The organism is Enterococcus sp. E4-150 (genome assembly GCF_035726465.1).
Lineage (GTDB): Bacteria > Bacillota > Bacilli > Lactobacillales > Enterococcaceae > Enterococcus_B > Enterococcus_B faecium.
In genome coordinates, this window is record NZ_JAPRGK010000004.1 from 134,537 (window position 1) to 149,090 (window position 14,554).

General features: G+C 38.3%; 14 protein-coding genes. 4 read left to right on the forward strand and 10 right to left on the reverse strand.

Translation table 11 applies throughout. The features are described 5' to 3' along the window. The first annotated feature begins 91 nt into the window (after window positions 1-91). The 4 genes from OZ002_RS05250 to OZ002_RS05265 all read left to right on the forward strand — a co-directional run bounded on the left by OZ002_RS05250 (window position 92) and on the right by OZ002_RS05265 (window position 3,618). The gene (locus OZ002_RS05250; protein WP_156248998.1) at window positions 92-1,624 is read left to right on the forward strand and encodes an AMP-binding protein; all 1,533 of its coding nucleotides are present in this window, start codon (window positions 92-94) and stop codon (window positions 1,622-1,624) included. 138 nt (window positions 1,625-1,762) lie between these two features. Next, entirely contained in the window at window positions 1,763-2,575 is an 813-nt protein-coding gene (locus OZ002_RS05255) for a hydroxymethylpyrimidine/phosphomethylpyrimidine kinase (protein ID WP_002286068.1), read from the forward strand. Further along, a complete protein-coding gene (locus tag OZ002_RS05260; protein ID WP_156248997.1) occupies window positions 2,565-3,050 on the forward strand; it encodes an ECF transporter S component in 486 nt (161 codons plus the stop codon). The genes OZ002_RS05255 and OZ002_RS05260 overlap by 11 nt, the downstream gene beginning before the upstream one ends. 22 nt (window positions 3,051-3,072) lie before the next feature. Then, window positions 3,073-3,618 (forward strand): TIGR01440 family protein, encoded by a 546-nt coding sequence (locus OZ002_RS05265; RefSeq protein WP_002286070.1) that lies wholly within the window; start codon window positions 3,073-3,075, stop codon window positions 3,616-3,618. Between the two features lie 72 nt (window positions 3,619-3,690). Here the strand turns inward: OZ002_RS05265 and OZ002_RS05270 are convergent, their stop codons facing one another. From OZ002_RS05270 to OZ002_RS05315, 10 genes are all read right to left on the reverse strand, one after another. Next, entirely contained in the window at window positions 3,691-5,334 is a 1,644-nt protein-coding gene (locus OZ002_RS05270) for a glycoside hydrolase family 13 protein (RefSeq protein WP_010724069.1), read from the reverse strand. Between the two features lie 128 nt (window positions 5,335-5,462). Continuing rightward, the gene (locus tag OZ002_RS05275; protein WP_058140327.1) at window positions 5,463-7,691 is read right to left on the reverse strand and encodes an AAA family ATPase; all 2,229 of its coding nucleotides are present in this window, start codon (window positions 7,689-7,691) and stop codon (window positions 5,463-5,465) included. A 32-nt stretch (window positions 7,692-7,723) separates the two neighbouring features. Then, on the reverse strand, window positions 7,724-8,203 hold the full coding sequence (locus OZ002_RS05280) for a DUF6530 family protein (protein WP_002286073.1): 480 nt from the start codon (window positions 8,201-8,203) through the stop codon (window positions 7,724-7,726). 230 nt (window positions 8,204-8,433) lie between these two features. Beyond that, the gene (locus OZ002_RS05285; protein WP_002298432.1) at window positions 8,434-9,282 is read right to left on the reverse strand and encodes a DegV family protein; all 849 of its coding nucleotides are present in this window, start codon (window positions 9,280-9,282) and stop codon (window positions 8,434-8,436) included. A gap of 156 nt (window positions 9,283-9,438) precedes the next feature. After that, complete coding sequence (locus OZ002_RS05290; RefSeq protein WP_002331766.1) at window positions 9,439-11,049, reverse strand: polysaccharide biosynthesis protein; 1,611 nt, start codon at window positions 11,047-11,049, stop codon at window positions 9,439-9,441. 243 nt (window positions 11,050-11,292) lie between these two features. Next, window positions 11,293-11,610, reverse strand: coding sequence for an AzlD domain-containing protein (locus tag OZ002_RS05295; protein WP_002295896.1), 318 nt, complete (start codon window positions 11,608-11,610; stop codon window positions 11,293-11,295). Beyond that, the gene (locus tag OZ002_RS05300) at window positions 11,603-12,382 is read right to left on the reverse strand and encodes an AzlC family ABC transporter permease (protein ID WP_002295898.1); all 780 of its coding nucleotides are present in this window, start codon (window positions 12,380-12,382) and stop codon (window positions 11,603-11,605) included. The genes OZ002_RS05295 and OZ002_RS05300 overlap by 8 nt, the downstream gene beginning before the upstream one ends. A gap of 132 nt (window positions 12,383-12,514) precedes the next feature. Continuing rightward, window positions 12,515-13,450, reverse strand: a complete 936-nt coding sequence (locus tag OZ002_RS05305; protein ID WP_002295900.1) for a cation diffusion facilitator family transporter — start codon at window positions 13,448-13,450, stop codon at window positions 12,515-12,517. Window positions 13,451-13,525: 75 nt separating this feature from the next. Next, window positions 13,526-13,918, reverse strand: coding sequence for a DUF4430 domain-containing protein (locus OZ002_RS05310; RefSeq protein ID WP_002339261.1), 393 nt, complete (start codon window positions 13,916-13,918; stop codon window positions 13,526-13,528). Further along, on the reverse strand, window positions 13,899-14,417 hold the full coding sequence (locus OZ002_RS05315) for a membrane protein (RefSeq protein WP_002295904.1): 519 nt from the start codon (window positions 14,415-14,417) through the stop codon (window positions 13,899-13,901). Before OZ002_RS05315 ends, OZ002_RS05310 begins: the two co-directional genes overlap by 20 nt. Window positions 14,418-14,554 lie beyond the last annotated feature (137 nt).

Below are 14,554 nucleotides of genomic sequence, written 5' to 3' on the forward strand. Positions count from 1 at the left end.
TTTTTCACAATAAACTATGTTATTATATAAAGGATTATGTTACGATTATCTTGAATTTGTATATTACTTAACAAAAGATAATGGAGTGTGAATGATGGAGACCATAACGTATTCCCCTTTGAACTTATTTACGAATTTTCAAGAAGCTGCAGCTAACTTTTCCGAGACCCCGATTATCTTTGATGAGCCACTTTCAGCTTTCCCAGAATTAGGACTTGAAACAACTTACAAAAAATGCTGCGAAAGTGTGTTGAAACGGGCTTATCAATTGGCTCATCTTGGAGTGAAATCCAAAGACAAAGTTATTATTTATAAGAGTTCCGCTTTTGACACATACCTTCTAGCTGTTTCTGTGTCTTACCTTGGTGCAGTGCCTGTCATGACTTCTTATCATCTACCAACAACAACAATGGAAGTATTTATCGATCGTTTAGAAGACCCTTTCATTTTATTTGATGATGAGACAAAAAAGCGAGTGAGAGAAATTTCAAATGGAACAAAATCAAAACAGATTCCTATTCTTTATTTAATGGAACAACCTGCTTTGTCTGTTTCTCAATCATTTTTAGACAAAAATGAAATTTCTTATATGACCCATACTTCTGGTACAACTGGTATCCCTAAACTTATTTGTCATTCTGCTCATTCTATGGGATGGCGGACGAAATGGCAAAAAACAGTTTTCACAAAAATTTCGGAAAAGAAATTAATCGCTTTTCACATCTCTCCAGTGCATTCCAGATTCAATATTGGTATCTCTTCTTTGATGTCCATGGGATTTCCTATGATGCCTTTAGCAAACGCACAAAGTTCAAAAGTTGTTCATATGTTGGAAGCTCACCGGCCAATTGCACTAGAGACCCATCCGAATAACTTTGTTCAGTGGCATTTTACTGCTAAGGAGCATCCAGAAGCTTTTTCGGGTATCCGATACTATCACTCCACTTTTGATGCTATAAACAACCAGACAATGAAGACATTTTTGCGAACGTCGATGGCACAGGATGCGGTATTTCTTCAAGTATATGGCCAAAGTGAATGCGGACCAATGATTCTTAAGGCTCATACACTAGAGAGTTTGAAAACAAGTGATGCAAGAGATATGGGCGTTGGACTGGAAGACATGACAAGCGCTAGGATTACAGATTCAGTTGGGAATGTCCTACCTGAAAACACAGATGGTCATATACAATTACTGTCTAAAGGACGGGCTTTGACTTATTACAAGGAAGATGCACGGTTCCAGGAAAATGTTTATGGCGATTGGTGGGATAGCGGAGATTACGGTTTTATGGATAAGCATGGCCACCTATTTTTGAAAGATCGGCAAGTGGATTTGATCGAAACGATCAATAGTACATTAGCTATTGAAGACTTTTTATTAGATTCGTTAGATTTTTTGGCAGAAGTAGTGATTGTAAGGGATAAAAATCATTCTCCACAACCGATTATTGCTTTAGCTCCTGATAAAGAAATGGATTGGAATCGATGGTGGGAGCAAGTCCATGAACTTCCTCGCTTGAACGTCCCTATCATCCGTGATTTTGATGCAATCCCGCGAACAGCTACGATGAAAGTGCAACGGCTTCAAATCGAGAAAGAATTAAAATCACAAAAGTCCTAACTATTTAAGGAAAGAAAGATCCATTTTGATCTTTCTTTTCTTTTTGTTTTTTTAAATTGGATGAGATAAAAATATGCCAATTGGCTGTTTTTCTTTTTTGAAAATTTCGTTATACTCTTATTCATGGAGGAAAATGTTATGAAAAGAATCTTGACAATTGGCGGTTCTGATCCATTTGCTGGTGGAGGAATCCAAACAGATTTAAAAACTTTTGAGAATTTTGGTCTATTCGGACTAAGCGCCTTGACTTCTATAGGGGCACTAGATATTAATGAGCGATTTATGCTGGAATCTATATCTTTGGAATTGCTTAAACGACAGTTAGTTTCGATTGATAAAATGACTTCATTAGATGGTATCAAAATTGGGTTATTGAATTCAAGTGAAGCAATCATGGTTGTTCGAGACTTCATAAAAACAAAACAAAATATCCCAATCATTTTAGACCCTGTTTTGGCATTCAAAGAAACTGAAGCTGTGATCAATCAATTGTATATTTCGCAGCTCATCGAAGAACTTTTTCCACTTGTTACGATGATTACGCCTAATTTGGCAGAAGCTGCTTTACTTTCTGGTCAAGCTCTTCCCTCTTCGTTAACAGAAATGATCCATCTCGCTAAAGAACTCACTGCTTCAGGAACAAAAAACATTGTGATCAAAGGCGGCACAAGGATGGCTGGAGATGAAGCTGTGGATCTTCTCTATTCAATTGATCATTATGAGGTATTTTCTCATAAAAAAATCGACACTACAACAGTAAACGGGGCCGGTTGTGCCTTTTCTTCTGCAATAACAGCGAATCTTGTGTTAGGGGCAGATTTTACCAAAGCAGTAGCAGAAAGTAAAAAATTTGTTGCCCATTGTATTTCTAATGGCGTGCTGATGAACGATCATACCGGAAGCGTCTGGTCTGGCGGTATTCAAAAAGGAGGAATGAGAAATGAAAACTAAGCAATTAACGATCTATGCTATGCTGATTGCGTTGACAGTTGCCCTTTCATTAACAATTTTGATCCCTGTACCGGCTACGAATGGATTTGTGACATTATGCGAGGCCGGGATCTATACCGCTGCTTTTCTTTATGGTCCAACGGGTGGATTAGTTGTTGGTGCTTCCAGTGGTCTATTGATCGATTTGATTTCAGGATATCCGCAGTGGGCAGTTTTTTCATTAGTGATCCACGGGTTACAAGGATATGTTGCTGGTTCTTTCAGCAAATCTTCTACTCGTATGTGGGGATTAGGGCTTTTATTAGGAAGCTTAGTTATGATCCTCGGCTATGGTATCGCCGGTTGGATTTTATATGATTGGCCGGCTGGAGTGGCTTCTATACCAGGAAACATCTTCCAAAATCTGATTGGAATGGGACTTGCCTTTCCTATAACTGCAAGTCTTCAACGTATTCAAGCACGGAAGCAATATTAATTGAAAAAGAAGGTTTTAGAAAATGAAGTTGTCAGAAAAAGAATTAAAAGACCAATTGACTGAAATAGTTAATGACATATTGGCTGAGGCACACTTGAAAAAAGGTGATCTTTTTGTTTTAGGATGCAGCACAAGCGAAGTCGTTGGAGGACATATTGGAAAAAATTCCAGTGCGGAAGTTGGTCAATGGATCATCCGTACGTTAAAAGAGTTGTTGGATCCTAAAGAAATTGCGCTAGCTGTCCAAGGTTGTGAACATTTGAACCGAGCATTAGTAGTAGAACGAACAGTGGCAGAAGCAAAAAATTTCGAAATTGTCTCTGTTGTTCCTGCACTACATGCTGGAGGTGCTTGTTCTGTTGCTGCTTTTGACCAGTTCAATGATCCTGTCGAAGTGGAACACGTAGTTGGACAAGCCGGTATCGATATCGGTGACACATCAATCGGTATGCATATCAAACATGTCCAAGTACCTGTCAGACCTCGTTTGAAAACCCTTGGACAAGCTCACGTGACAGCCCTTCGCTCTCGTCCTAAATATATCGGTGGTCCTAGAGCGAATTATTGAAATGAGTAATTGACAGAGCAATCTGAAAAACTTCCTCGCAAAGTCCAACTAATGAACTTTAACGAGGAAGTTTTACTTGTTTGTTTTATATAATCGAGCTTCATAAGGTGCTAGTATGCCTTTAGCTTCAAATTCTCCGCTAGAGGAATTTGACAAGAGTAATGTCCAGGACTGATCTGCTTCTTTTGGAAGTTCATAGTCAGCAAGTGATTCTGTTAAGTTTACCATAATAAGATATTGTTCATCTTCTAAATATCTTTCATAGACATAAAGTTGTGGATGTTCATGAAGATATTCTTTATAAGAACCGTATATCAGACCTTTATTGGTTTGTCTAATGCGGATCATGTTCTTATAGAATTGCAGGACCGACTCTGGTTCATATTCTTGTTGTTCTACATTGATCGTTTTGGTATTTGGATTAGTGATCAGCCAAGGTTCATGTGTAGAAAAACCAGCATATTGTTCCGAAGTCCATTGCATGGGTGTCCTGCTGTTGTCTCTCGTTGTTTCACGAATGATATCCAATGCTTCTTCTCTTGTCTTACCTTCCGCAAGCAGCCTTTTATAAAGTCTTTTCGAATCTACTGCATCAACTTGATCGATCGATTCAAAGGGCATATTCGTCATTCCGATTTCCTGTCCTTGATAAATAAATGGCGTACCTTGCAAAAAGAAATACATCATAGCGATTGCTTTTGCAGACATAGCCCAAAACTCGGGACGAGTATCTCCAAACACTGAAACGGCACGAGGAACATCATGGTTTTCCATATATAAAGCGTTCCATCCGATACCATCCAATGAAGTTTGCCAAGCGCTTAATGCATGTTTCAATTTAAGGACATCTAATTGCCCTTCTTTTTCTTGCTGCCAGATATGGATATGATCAAATTCGAATATCATATCGAAATAACCGTCTTTCCCTACCCATTGTGGTCCTTCTTCTGCAGTGACACCACTTGCTTCTCCGACAGTCATGATATCGTACTCTTCAAAAACATGTTTCAAATCGGTCAAATGTTCTTCGATTCCTGAGACATTTTGAAAGGGTGAGAAAGGGTTCTCTGTGGCTTTTACTGAATATTCATCTTTTTTTACATGAGAAATCGCATCTAAACGAAATCCATCTATCCCTTTATCCAACCACCATCGGATCATATTGAATAGTTCTTCTTTCAATTTCTCGCTTTCCCAATTTAAGTCTGGTTGTTCTTTTGCAAAAACATGCAGATAATACTGTCCAGTTTCATGAGAATACTCCCAAGCAGAACCGCCGAAAATCGATGTCCAATTATTCGGTTCTTTGCCATCTACCCCGTCGACCCAAATGTAATAATCGCGATACGGGCTTTCTTTAGATTTTTTCGATTCTTCAAACCATTGATGCTGATCCGAACTATGGTTGATGACAAGATCCATAATCACTTTGATCCCTAATTCATGTGCTTCTTTTAGCAATAAATCAAAATCTTCCATCGTTCCGAATCTCTCTTCTATATCTTGATAGTCACTTACGTCATAACCATTATCGACAAATGGAGATTGATAGATCGGATTGATCCAGATAAATCCGATACCAAGATCTTTCAAATAATTAAGTTTTTCACGGATCCCATTGATGTCTCCTTGACCATCGCCGTTGCTATCTTTGAAACTAGCAGGATAGATTTGATAGCCTACTGCTTCTTTCCACCATTTTTGTTCTTGTATCATATCGTTTCACTCCTTTAACGGTCCCTCTTGATTATAACCGATTCTATTTTAGAAGTATCCTTGTTACCGGTAACTAGAAACGAAAAGCTCAACGAATCTGCTAAGTGCGTTCGTTGAGCTTTATTTTATCATAGATAGCGGGCAATCAGTTGAATCATTTGCTTGGGAAATTCATTCAAGTCAGTAATATCTACAAAACGACTTTCACCGTAGATTGACTTGATTTCTTCTTTGTCTTGGCCAATAGCTGCGGAGACAAATAAGATTCCTTGACGCTCATATTCTTTCAAAACAGACTGGATATCTTCTTTTGCTTTTTTGCCTGTATAATCCGGCAACGCTTTTGGCTGACCGTCACTAATATTAAGCAACAGTTTGGTTGTTGCGGATTGTCTGTTTAATTTTTCTGCTGCTAAACGAAGTGCCGCACCATCACGATTGTTTTGCCTTGGTTTCATAGTGACTAATTTTTCATTTAACCATTGAAATCCGTCTTCAAATTCTTTATAAGAAAACAAAGAAGTCTTTTCTCTTGACGAACGGTCTGCTGTATCTCCGTAAATCAACAATGGGATATCGACTTTCTTAGAAAATTCGGCAATGGCAATCGCTGCTTTTTTTGCCGCTTCGATCCGATCATCCCGTATCATTGACCCAGATTCATCGATCCGTACAGCTACCGCTAAAGAAGGTTGCTCATGTGGCGGGTTCTTTTTGTCAAAATTTCTCAAATCACCATATGCTACTTTGCTTGCATTGAACCGCTGACCTTCGTATTTTCCTTTTTGGTACGTCTCTGTTTGTTCATTATCCAGTAACTCTAAAATTTGCCGGCTAAGTGATTCTACTATTGGCATTACTTGCATGTGTAGCTCACGTGCTTCCGGCGTTTTTCCTTGGAAAGCTGGTCGGTGAACGATGAGACCTTCTTTTTCATGAATCGTTTCCTTCATGATTTGTCGCGCTTCTTTATTCAGTTGCTTCTTGATTTCCTTATCATGTGCTTCCATGTCAGAAGCAGACATTTCTTGAAAATCATCTCCTGTTTGTTGTTCTTTTTGATTTTTTCCTTCGATATCGCTACTGCGTTCTTTTTGCATTTGAGGAGGAATCTCGTTTTTTTCTATTGTTTCTTCTTGTTTCTCTTCTCCTTCATTTGGTTCTTCAGCAGACAACGATTTCTTTTCATCTAAGCGCAGAATTTCTTCAGCATTTTCAGTGATGTTTCGTTCATTTGCTTCTTCGGCGCTAATGGTTCTTCCTTTTGTATGCTCAGATTGAGGATGACCCCATTTTTCTTTTCTCAATATGTCCTGAAGTTCCAGTAGCAATCCACTGTCAGACAAAGCTTGTTCAAGAATTGCCAATTCATCTGGATCAGTGGATAATTTATACAAAACTTTTGGATAAATCGACTGGAGTAAATCTTGTCCTTGCTTATAGGTATTTGCCCAATAAAAATAAGAACGCATTCCTGCTACACCTTTGATGGCGTTAGCTCTTGCAGTTTCATCCAACAAACGGATAATCTCTGCCATCTTTAAGAGAAGTTCTTGTTTTTGGATCATAGTTTTCGCCATCGCACGTTCTGCCATGACTTCTAAGGCAGGAAGATCCATTTTTTCCGCATGTTGCATCCGATCTCTTAAAGATTCATTTAATGGGCGATTTCCTTGGTAATTTCGATTTGTAGTGATCACAATGACGCAATCTGGATGGCGACGAATGATTCCTGTCGGTAAATTCAACATCCCATTTGGTTCGAGCGCTGAGTTAAGTGCCACAAGAACAGAGGCATCTCGGATGACAGTCGGCTCTTGAATCTCTAATAAATATCCTTTTTCAATCGCTCGAACGATTTCAGAAGGGTAATAGCTGTAATGGATTGCATCTGGATAATCAGCTTCGATCCTTTGAACTAGCTCTGCTAATTTTTCTTTAGCAGAAAAAGGATCAATGCCGTAATGGTTCTGGATCAGTGTCAGTACAGCTTCAAGTGTATCTGTTTGGTAAATAGCTTCTAGTAATTCTTGGTCTTGTTCCTTATTAGAATCTACTACAGGTAATAAGGCTCCGAAAACATCTGATTTGTCCATATCTGCAAAACAGGTCACTTTTGTATAGGGAAGTTGCAGATCAGCAGATAGTGCTTTGGCTAATTGTGTCTTCCCCGACCCGGCATCTCCTTCCAAAAGTACGTTACTGATTTTCATTTCAGGATCTTGCCAATTCCCTTTGATTTCGGAGGCGATCCGCCATTCTTCTGCACTTGTCCGATGGCTTTTCGGTTTCTTCCAGATCATTTGCTTTTCTAGCCGTGAAAAGGTTCGGTTTTCTGTTAGTGAGAAATTCTCCATGCTTCTCTTCCCCTTTTGATCATCTCTGTCTATTAATATCCTAGCTCATCTAAAAGACGTTTTAAAATACGGAATCGTTCCCCAATCAGTTCTCCGTCTTTTTGTAGTGTATCGTAATACAAAATGATGTCTTCATCGATCTTTGGATTTTTGGTATCTACTTCTACCGTCATTCGGTTCCCTTGCAATCCAATGATGTCTACGACTGGATTTTCTGGATCATAAAATTTTTCATAACGATAAGCATCTTGGAAGTATAAACTTCCTTGCGCAGCTAAGATCGCTAAGTCTAAAATACGTGTGATTGGTAATTCTTCCGACTGTCGTGACCATTTTTCTCCAGTATGTCGCCATACCTTGCCTGAGATATCGACTTTTCCACGATCATTCCACTGAGCAAGGCCCAGTGAAAGCCCTTTTGCATCCGTATTTAATGCATTTCTTCCATCAACTTTATCATAGTCTTCTACAACGATTACTGGTTTATGTTTTAAATTTGTTGGTATTTCCATTATTTTAACTCCTCATCCTTTTATTTTTAGTAAATAAGTAAATTAGTAGTTTACTCATTTACTAAACTATATGCGACATTATAGAGGATTGAAGTGAGGATTGCAAAGAAAAAGAGCTTCGTTGATAGAAATAAAAACACCATCTCGTTCTTTTACACGCTCATTAGTAACATGTAGAAAGTCCAAGATGATGTTGGAATATTTTTGGTATGTTTTTTGAATAAAAGGAATTATTGCGCTGAAATGGCAATGCCGATGGCTTTTTCACCTAAATGTGTACCAATGACTGGTCCGAAATGACCAATTTCGATTTCTGCATTTGGATATTTTTTCTGCAATTTCTCTTTCTCCGCAATCGCTACTTCTAAATTATTTGCATGTATCACGTAAAGTTTGACTGGCGGTTGTATTTCGTTATTTCTTCTACCAATAATTTCTTCAGCTCGAGCAAATGCTTTTTTACTTGAACGGATTTTTTCGAATAAAACAATTTTCCCTTCAGAAAATGTCAGGATCGGTTTGATTTTTAATAAGCTGCCAATCAGCGCTGCACCATTTGTCAAACGTCCTCCTCGTACTAAATTGTTCAAATCATCTACAATCAGATAAGCGTAGGTATTATCTCGGATTCGATCGACATGTGCAAGTATTTCATCAAGGGACTGACCTTCATCATTTAAGTCTAAGGCAGCTTCTACCATGTGTCCCATCGGCATACTAGTGATCTTAGAGTCATAAGGAATGACCGTTACTCCGCTGATGTCATCTTTCATCGCAAATAATGTGTTGACAAAGCCAGAAATACCTGAAGAAAGATGGATACTTAAAATCGTGTCATACCCTTTCTCTTTCAATTCCTCATATAAACCCAAAACTTCCCCTACGACAGGTTGTGAAGTAGTAGGAAAATCTTTACTGTTTTTTAAAAGTCCATAATATTCATCCGCTTCGATATCGATTCCTTCGTTATAAATTTTCCCATCCATAATCAAAGGGATTGGAATAACGAATAAGTCGGGATGGTTCTTGATACGTTCCGGCAGATATGCCGAACTATCTGTAACTACTGCAAGTTTCATGTGTTTAATTTCCTCGTTTCAAAGAATTTTTCCAGACCTTATAACTATATCATAAGTAAGATTAGATATGAAACTAAAATTGGAAAATAGAAAAACGACAAGCGTAATCATACGAGTTGCCGTTTTTCAAGTGACAGCAAAAAACGATTAGTTAACCTATTCTTTGCTTCTACTATGATGTTTAACATTTTTCAACATTCGAAACCCATTTTTTCCGAATTGAGAAAATAAAAATACTAAGCCGCCAATACTTCCTACAGCCACACAATAAATCATTGCATAGCTTTTTGGTTCCATTGACAATCGCTGATTCAGCAAAAAGAAAACGGCAAAACATACTGCAAGCATAATCAGGGTGGAGCGGAAAGTTTTTAAGAAAAAATTGCTGATCTTTGCTAAAGGTGCTATTCGGTATTCTTTGCACATAAAGTGATAGCCGCGAACAAAGACAATACCGAATGCTAAGCCATTTGATAAGCTCATCCCGTATCCGCCAACTAATCCTAATCCGATTACTTGGAAGATGACTTTCAGGATAATTGCTTCTACAGTTAATCGGATCGCAAAACGATGGTGATTCAAAGATTGAAGCATCGTAGATAGGATCGTGAATAAAGAGAAAAACAAAGAAGCTAGCAAAGCCATTTGGAAATATCCGACACTTTCAGGATCATAGCCAAAAAACAATGTGTATAGTGGTCCAGCTAATAAAGACATTCCAGTCAATGAAGGAAGAAGAATCAATAACGCAATCGAAAAACTATCTCCTACTGTTTTTTCGATTTGTATCCGATCTTTTTTCTTCATCGTGCTTAATATTGGCAAGCTGCTTATAGCTACTGTTCCTACCATGGAGATCAGGATCAATGTCAATTTATTTGGATTGACAGAAGCACGGCTGAATAAGAATTCCAGTTGCTGATCTGCGATCTCTGGACGGAAAAAGTGAAGCAGTGGTTTCATCGTTACTTGGTCGATCATTTGAACGATAGTAATGACTGAGCCGACAAAAATAAACGGTAGTGTTTCCCGAATGATAGAGACAGAGGCAGATCGGTTTTCTCTTTCGAAATAACGGCTGGAAATCAAAAAATCTTTAAGTTCGAAGAAGTCTTTTCTGCGTCCGACGATATACATATGGATAATCGCAGCTAACCCACCGAAGAAAGAAGCGACTGTACTGATCAATACAGCTTCTAATATGGTTCCGTCAGTCAATACGCGCAAGTAATAAGTACCAGCCAAGATAACGATCACTCGCACAGCCTGTTCGATAATCAAAGAAGTTCCATAAGGCCGCAGATCATTTTTTCCTTGGAAATATCCTCTCATTGCACTAAGAATTGGGATAGCAATCAAAGATGGGCATAAACTTCGGATAGCTAGTATCCCATTATTAACGTTAGCAATCGGACTGATTCCGGCTAGTAAAGGAGCAAATAAATACATCAGTGCAGCAGAGGCAATACCGATGACAAACATGATATTGATCGTACTTCTAAAAATCAGCCGACAAGCAGCGTTATCTCCTTCTTTTGTGGCTACAGCTACTTTTTTTGCAATCGCATTTGGAAATCCGACTGTACCAAGCATCAGGAACAATCCATAAGGAAGATAGCCAACATTATACAATGTCGTAGCAAGCATACCATCTTGATTGTTCCCCATCATACTTAGCCAGGGAATCAAATAGACTACCCCTAAAACTTTACATAGAAGATTAGCAAAGGTTAGCCAAAATGTTCCTTGCATCAATTTTTTATTCATTTAAATTCCCTCAACTATTCTTTCATAAAATAAACATCTTCCCTATTATAGCAAAAAATCATAGAAGGACAAATCCCTCTCTAATTCCTAAAATAAAAAAGAGCTTGCATCATAAGCCAACACTAATCTTTTTTATCCCTACGAATAAACTTGCATCCAGAATTGACTGTTGCAAATGCAGTTCGGATAGATCAGTTTGAACAACTTATGTCGCAATCTCTGTTTTTAATAAAATAAAACAGTTTAAAGCATAGACAGCAAAAAGACAGACGCAAGTCCTGTCAAAACTGACAACGCCATCGAACGTGTTTTGTAAGCCACGCCTGCTACTAGAATCATTGCAGCTATTTTGATATTCCAAGCAATATCCAGATGTTCGTGAGTAATGAAAACATCTTTAAAAGCTAACGCCGCAAATAATGCCACCGGTACATATTTCATCCAGTCACTGAACCAGGATGGCACTTTTCGATGAGTAAAATAAAGCATCGGGAACAAGCGCGGGATATATGCCACGATGAACAGACAAGCAACTAAAAGTAGCAAATATAGTTTAGTCATGGTGATTGGCCTCCTGTTCCGGGAAGTTGAAGAGCGGCTCATTGACATCTTTACCGCGGTCTCTTAGTTTCTTAGCTTTTTCTTTTTTGAATGCCTTCTCCAGCATAAATCCGGCAAATGAAGCAATGACTGTTGCTGCAATCAATCCGAAAGTATTTTGGAATAATACCATGAATACGACCCCTAATACGCCTGAGAATAAACCTGTAAAGATCAGTAGTGCGCTTTTCATCTGCATGATAAACATGAAAATGAACATGGCCGTCAAAGCAAAATGGACAAGGTCAGCATCTACTCGAATCACCGAGCCGAAAAAATTACCGATCATATTGCTACCGGCCCATGCAGTCATTGAGAACCAATTGACATATAAAGCCTTTCTTTTATTCCAGGAAGGGTCAGTTGAAAACTTTAAGTAGTTCACCGCATAGTTTTCATCATTCAGTGATTGAGAAAAGACAGCCAAAAACGTCCGCTTTTCTTTTTTCATAAAACCGGCAAGACTTGCTCCTAATAATGTATAGCGTAATTCTAAAAAGAAAACCATCAATAATGTCGTTGCAAATGATGCTTGCGTCGTAAGCATAGATGCAACTAAAAACTGCGCGCCACCGGAAAAGACCAGAATCGATAACAGTCCTGATAAGAGAGGATCAAATCCAACTTTTTGCAACAATACTCCGCAAGCTAATCCTACTGGTATATAGCTTATACAAAGTGGCATCACTGCATGCAAAGCTTGAAGCCATGGCGCACTTTTCTTTTTGTTCATTAAAATATCTCCTTTAATTACAACAAATAAACAGCGGACTCATTGTAACATAAATTCGCTAAATTGTAGCCGTTTTATTTAAAAACAAGATTATATTTTTCTCATTTTTGCTTCAATTCATGAATAAACGTTTTATTTACGAGAATAATTTGGGTCATATTTATCTGTTTCAATGTATATATACATCTTCTTGTCAGGAAGAGACTGACGCATATTTTTTTCAATATCATTGATGACCGAGTAAGCTTCATTCTCTTTGTTACCAACGATATCTGCTTTTGCTGCAACTAAAATCTCCGTTGGACTTAAATGAACTGTTTTGATATCAATTAGCCGACTGATTTCAGGTCGTTCAAAGGCTAACTTGATTTTTGACAAATCGCTTGCTGTCACGCTTTCACCGATGATCAGACTATAAAATTCTTTTGCTAGGAAAATGGCGGCTCCCATCAGCAAGAAACCGATCAGCAATCCGCTGATCGCATCAAATGCAGCAATCCCGGTTGCATAAGTCAATATTGTTCCTGCTAAAGCCAAGACCAAACCGATTACAGCACACAAGTCTTCCGTAAAAATAATCAGTATTTCACTGTGTCGACTTTCGCGCAAAAAGCGCATCGTGGAAAGTTTTTCAGTATTCAATTCTTTGATTTCTTTCATTGCCACGCGTAACGAACTTCCTTCGATTACCAAACCAAATAACAGTATTGCTATAACAATGATCGGATTACCCACTTCATGGGATGGATGCGTCAACTTTTCAAAAGCTTCCATCACCCCAAGTGCCCCACCGCCGAAGAAAAGCATCATTGCGACGATTGTACTGAAAAAGTATTTTGCTCGTCCTTCACCAAATTGATGCAACTCGCTCTGTCCTTTATTGGCTTGTTTATCACCGAATAACAGCAAAATCTGATTGCTGCAATCAACGATACTGTGGATGCTTTCGTTTAGCATGGCGGCACTGCCACTGATTGCATAGCCGACAAATTTGCTGATAGCCACTAGAATATTAGCCCCTAGAGCAGCAATTACGGAAAACATTCCGCTTTTTTTAAAATTTTCCATGTTATTTTCCTTCTTTCATCAACTGAACTCACTGAATTATGGCAATATTCGCCCTTTAACAGTTTTTTATGAAACTTATAGTTTAGACAAATTGAAAATGACCGATTGTCCATCATTCAATTTGATCTCTTTGGCACCAGTAGTAGCACTTTTCCCGTCCACAGTAAACATCCAATAGAGTTGATTTTTCTCATCCTGTGAGTGCCCTTCAAGCGAAGTGATGAAGCCGTTATCTTCTTCGACTTCAAAATTTCGTTTCAAAATACTCAGTAAATCATCGCCTTTTTTGAAGACCACTTCTTTTTCCGAAAAGTTTTGACCATTTTCTTGTAACGTGATTGTTGCTTTTTGCGATGTTTTTACTTCCTCCTTTTGGTTGGAAGCCGATTGTGTATAGGTTGTACTGCAACTTGTCAAAATGAGTATACTGACACTCATTGCAAGCAAACTATAAATTATTTTTTTCATTTTTTCCTCCTGAATGATTGTAAAAACGTTTGACGACTGGCAGAAAAACAAGAAAGAACACAACATTGCCTATACTGTGCATCAAATCAAACGACACCCCTTGAAGGTAATAGATCCAAGGTTGAGGCAAACGATATAACAGCGTATCAAAAACGGTCATACCTATTCCGTAAACCATGCCCGCCAGAAAAAAACAGACTCCCTTTAACCATAGATTCCTTTGCACTGTTTTTCTCAAGCAGACGATTGAAAACAAACTCAGAACAACAGTATAGCTGATCCATTGGCCGATGACCCATGGTCCAACACCAAAATAAAAACTGCTGATTGCAATAGAAAGACTCATGACAATTAACGCATCTTTTAAGCTTAAGTAAAGTACTATAAATAAAAAAATAGCAGTCATTGGCTGGAAATTCGGAATAAATTGAAAAGCGATCCTACCTGCTACACAAGCAGCAGACAATAAGCTAAGCTGTGCTATTTTATTTGTGGACATTCCTAATGAAATCCCTCCTTCATCAGCAAGTTATTCACGTTCATTTAGTACATACAGAAAAGACTTGTGACAATTATTCTGGATAACTGCCGCAAGTCCTTTGGAACAGAATTATCTGAATGACATCTGGTAATCCA

Coding starts and splice junctions, on each gene's coding strand:
- OZ002_RS05250 (WP_156248998.1), top strand. CDS start 92: ATGATGGAGACCATAACGTATTCCCCTTTGAACTTATTTACGAATTTT.
- OZ002_RS05255 (WP_002286068.1), top strand. CDS start 1,763: ATGAAAAGAATCTTGACAATTGGCGGTTCTGATCCATTTGCTGGTGGA.
- OZ002_RS05260 (WP_156248997.1), top strand. CDS start 2,565: ATGAAAACTAAGCAATTAACGATCTATGCTATGCTGATTGCGTTGACA.
- OZ002_RS05265 (WP_002286070.1), top strand. CDS start 3,073: ATGAAGTTGTCAGAAAAAGAATTAAAAGACCAATTGACTGAAATAGTT.
- OZ002_RS05270 (WP_010724069.1), bottom strand. CDS start 5,334: ATGATACAAGAACAAAAATGGTGGAAAGAAGCAGTAGGCTATCAAATC.
- OZ002_RS05275 (WP_058140327.1), bottom strand. CDS start 7,691: ATGGAGAATTTCTCACTAACAGAAAACCGAACCTTTTCACGGCTAGAA.
- OZ002_RS05280 (WP_002286073.1), bottom strand. CDS start 8,203: ATGGAAATACCAACAAATTTAAAACATAAACCAGTAATCGTTGTAGAA.
- OZ002_RS05285 (WP_002298432.1), bottom strand. CDS start 9,282: ATGAAACTTGCAGTAGTTACAGATAGTTCGGCATATCTGCCGGAACGT.
- OZ002_RS05290 (WP_002331766.1), bottom strand. CDS start 11,049: ATGAATAAAAAATTGATGCAAGGAACATTTTGGCTAACCTTTGCTAAT.
- OZ002_RS05295 (WP_002295896.1), bottom strand. CDS start 11,610: ATGACTAAACTATATTTGCTACTTTTAGTTGCTTGTCTGTTCATCGTG.
- OZ002_RS05300 (WP_002295898.1), bottom strand. CDS start 12,382: ATGAACAAAAAGAAAAGTGCGCCATGGCTTCAAGCTTTGCATGCAGTG.
- OZ002_RS05305 (WP_002295900.1), bottom strand. CDS start 13,450: ATGGAAAATTTTAAAAAAAGCGGAATGTTTTCCGTAATTGCTGCTCTA.
- OZ002_RS05310 (WP_002339261.1), bottom strand. CDS start 13,918: ATGAAAAAAATAATTTATAGTTTGCTTGCAATGAGTGTCAGTATACTC.
- OZ002_RS05315 (WP_002295904.1), bottom strand. CDS start 14,417: ATGTCCACAAATAAAATAGCACAGCTTAGCTTATTGTCTGCTGCTTGT.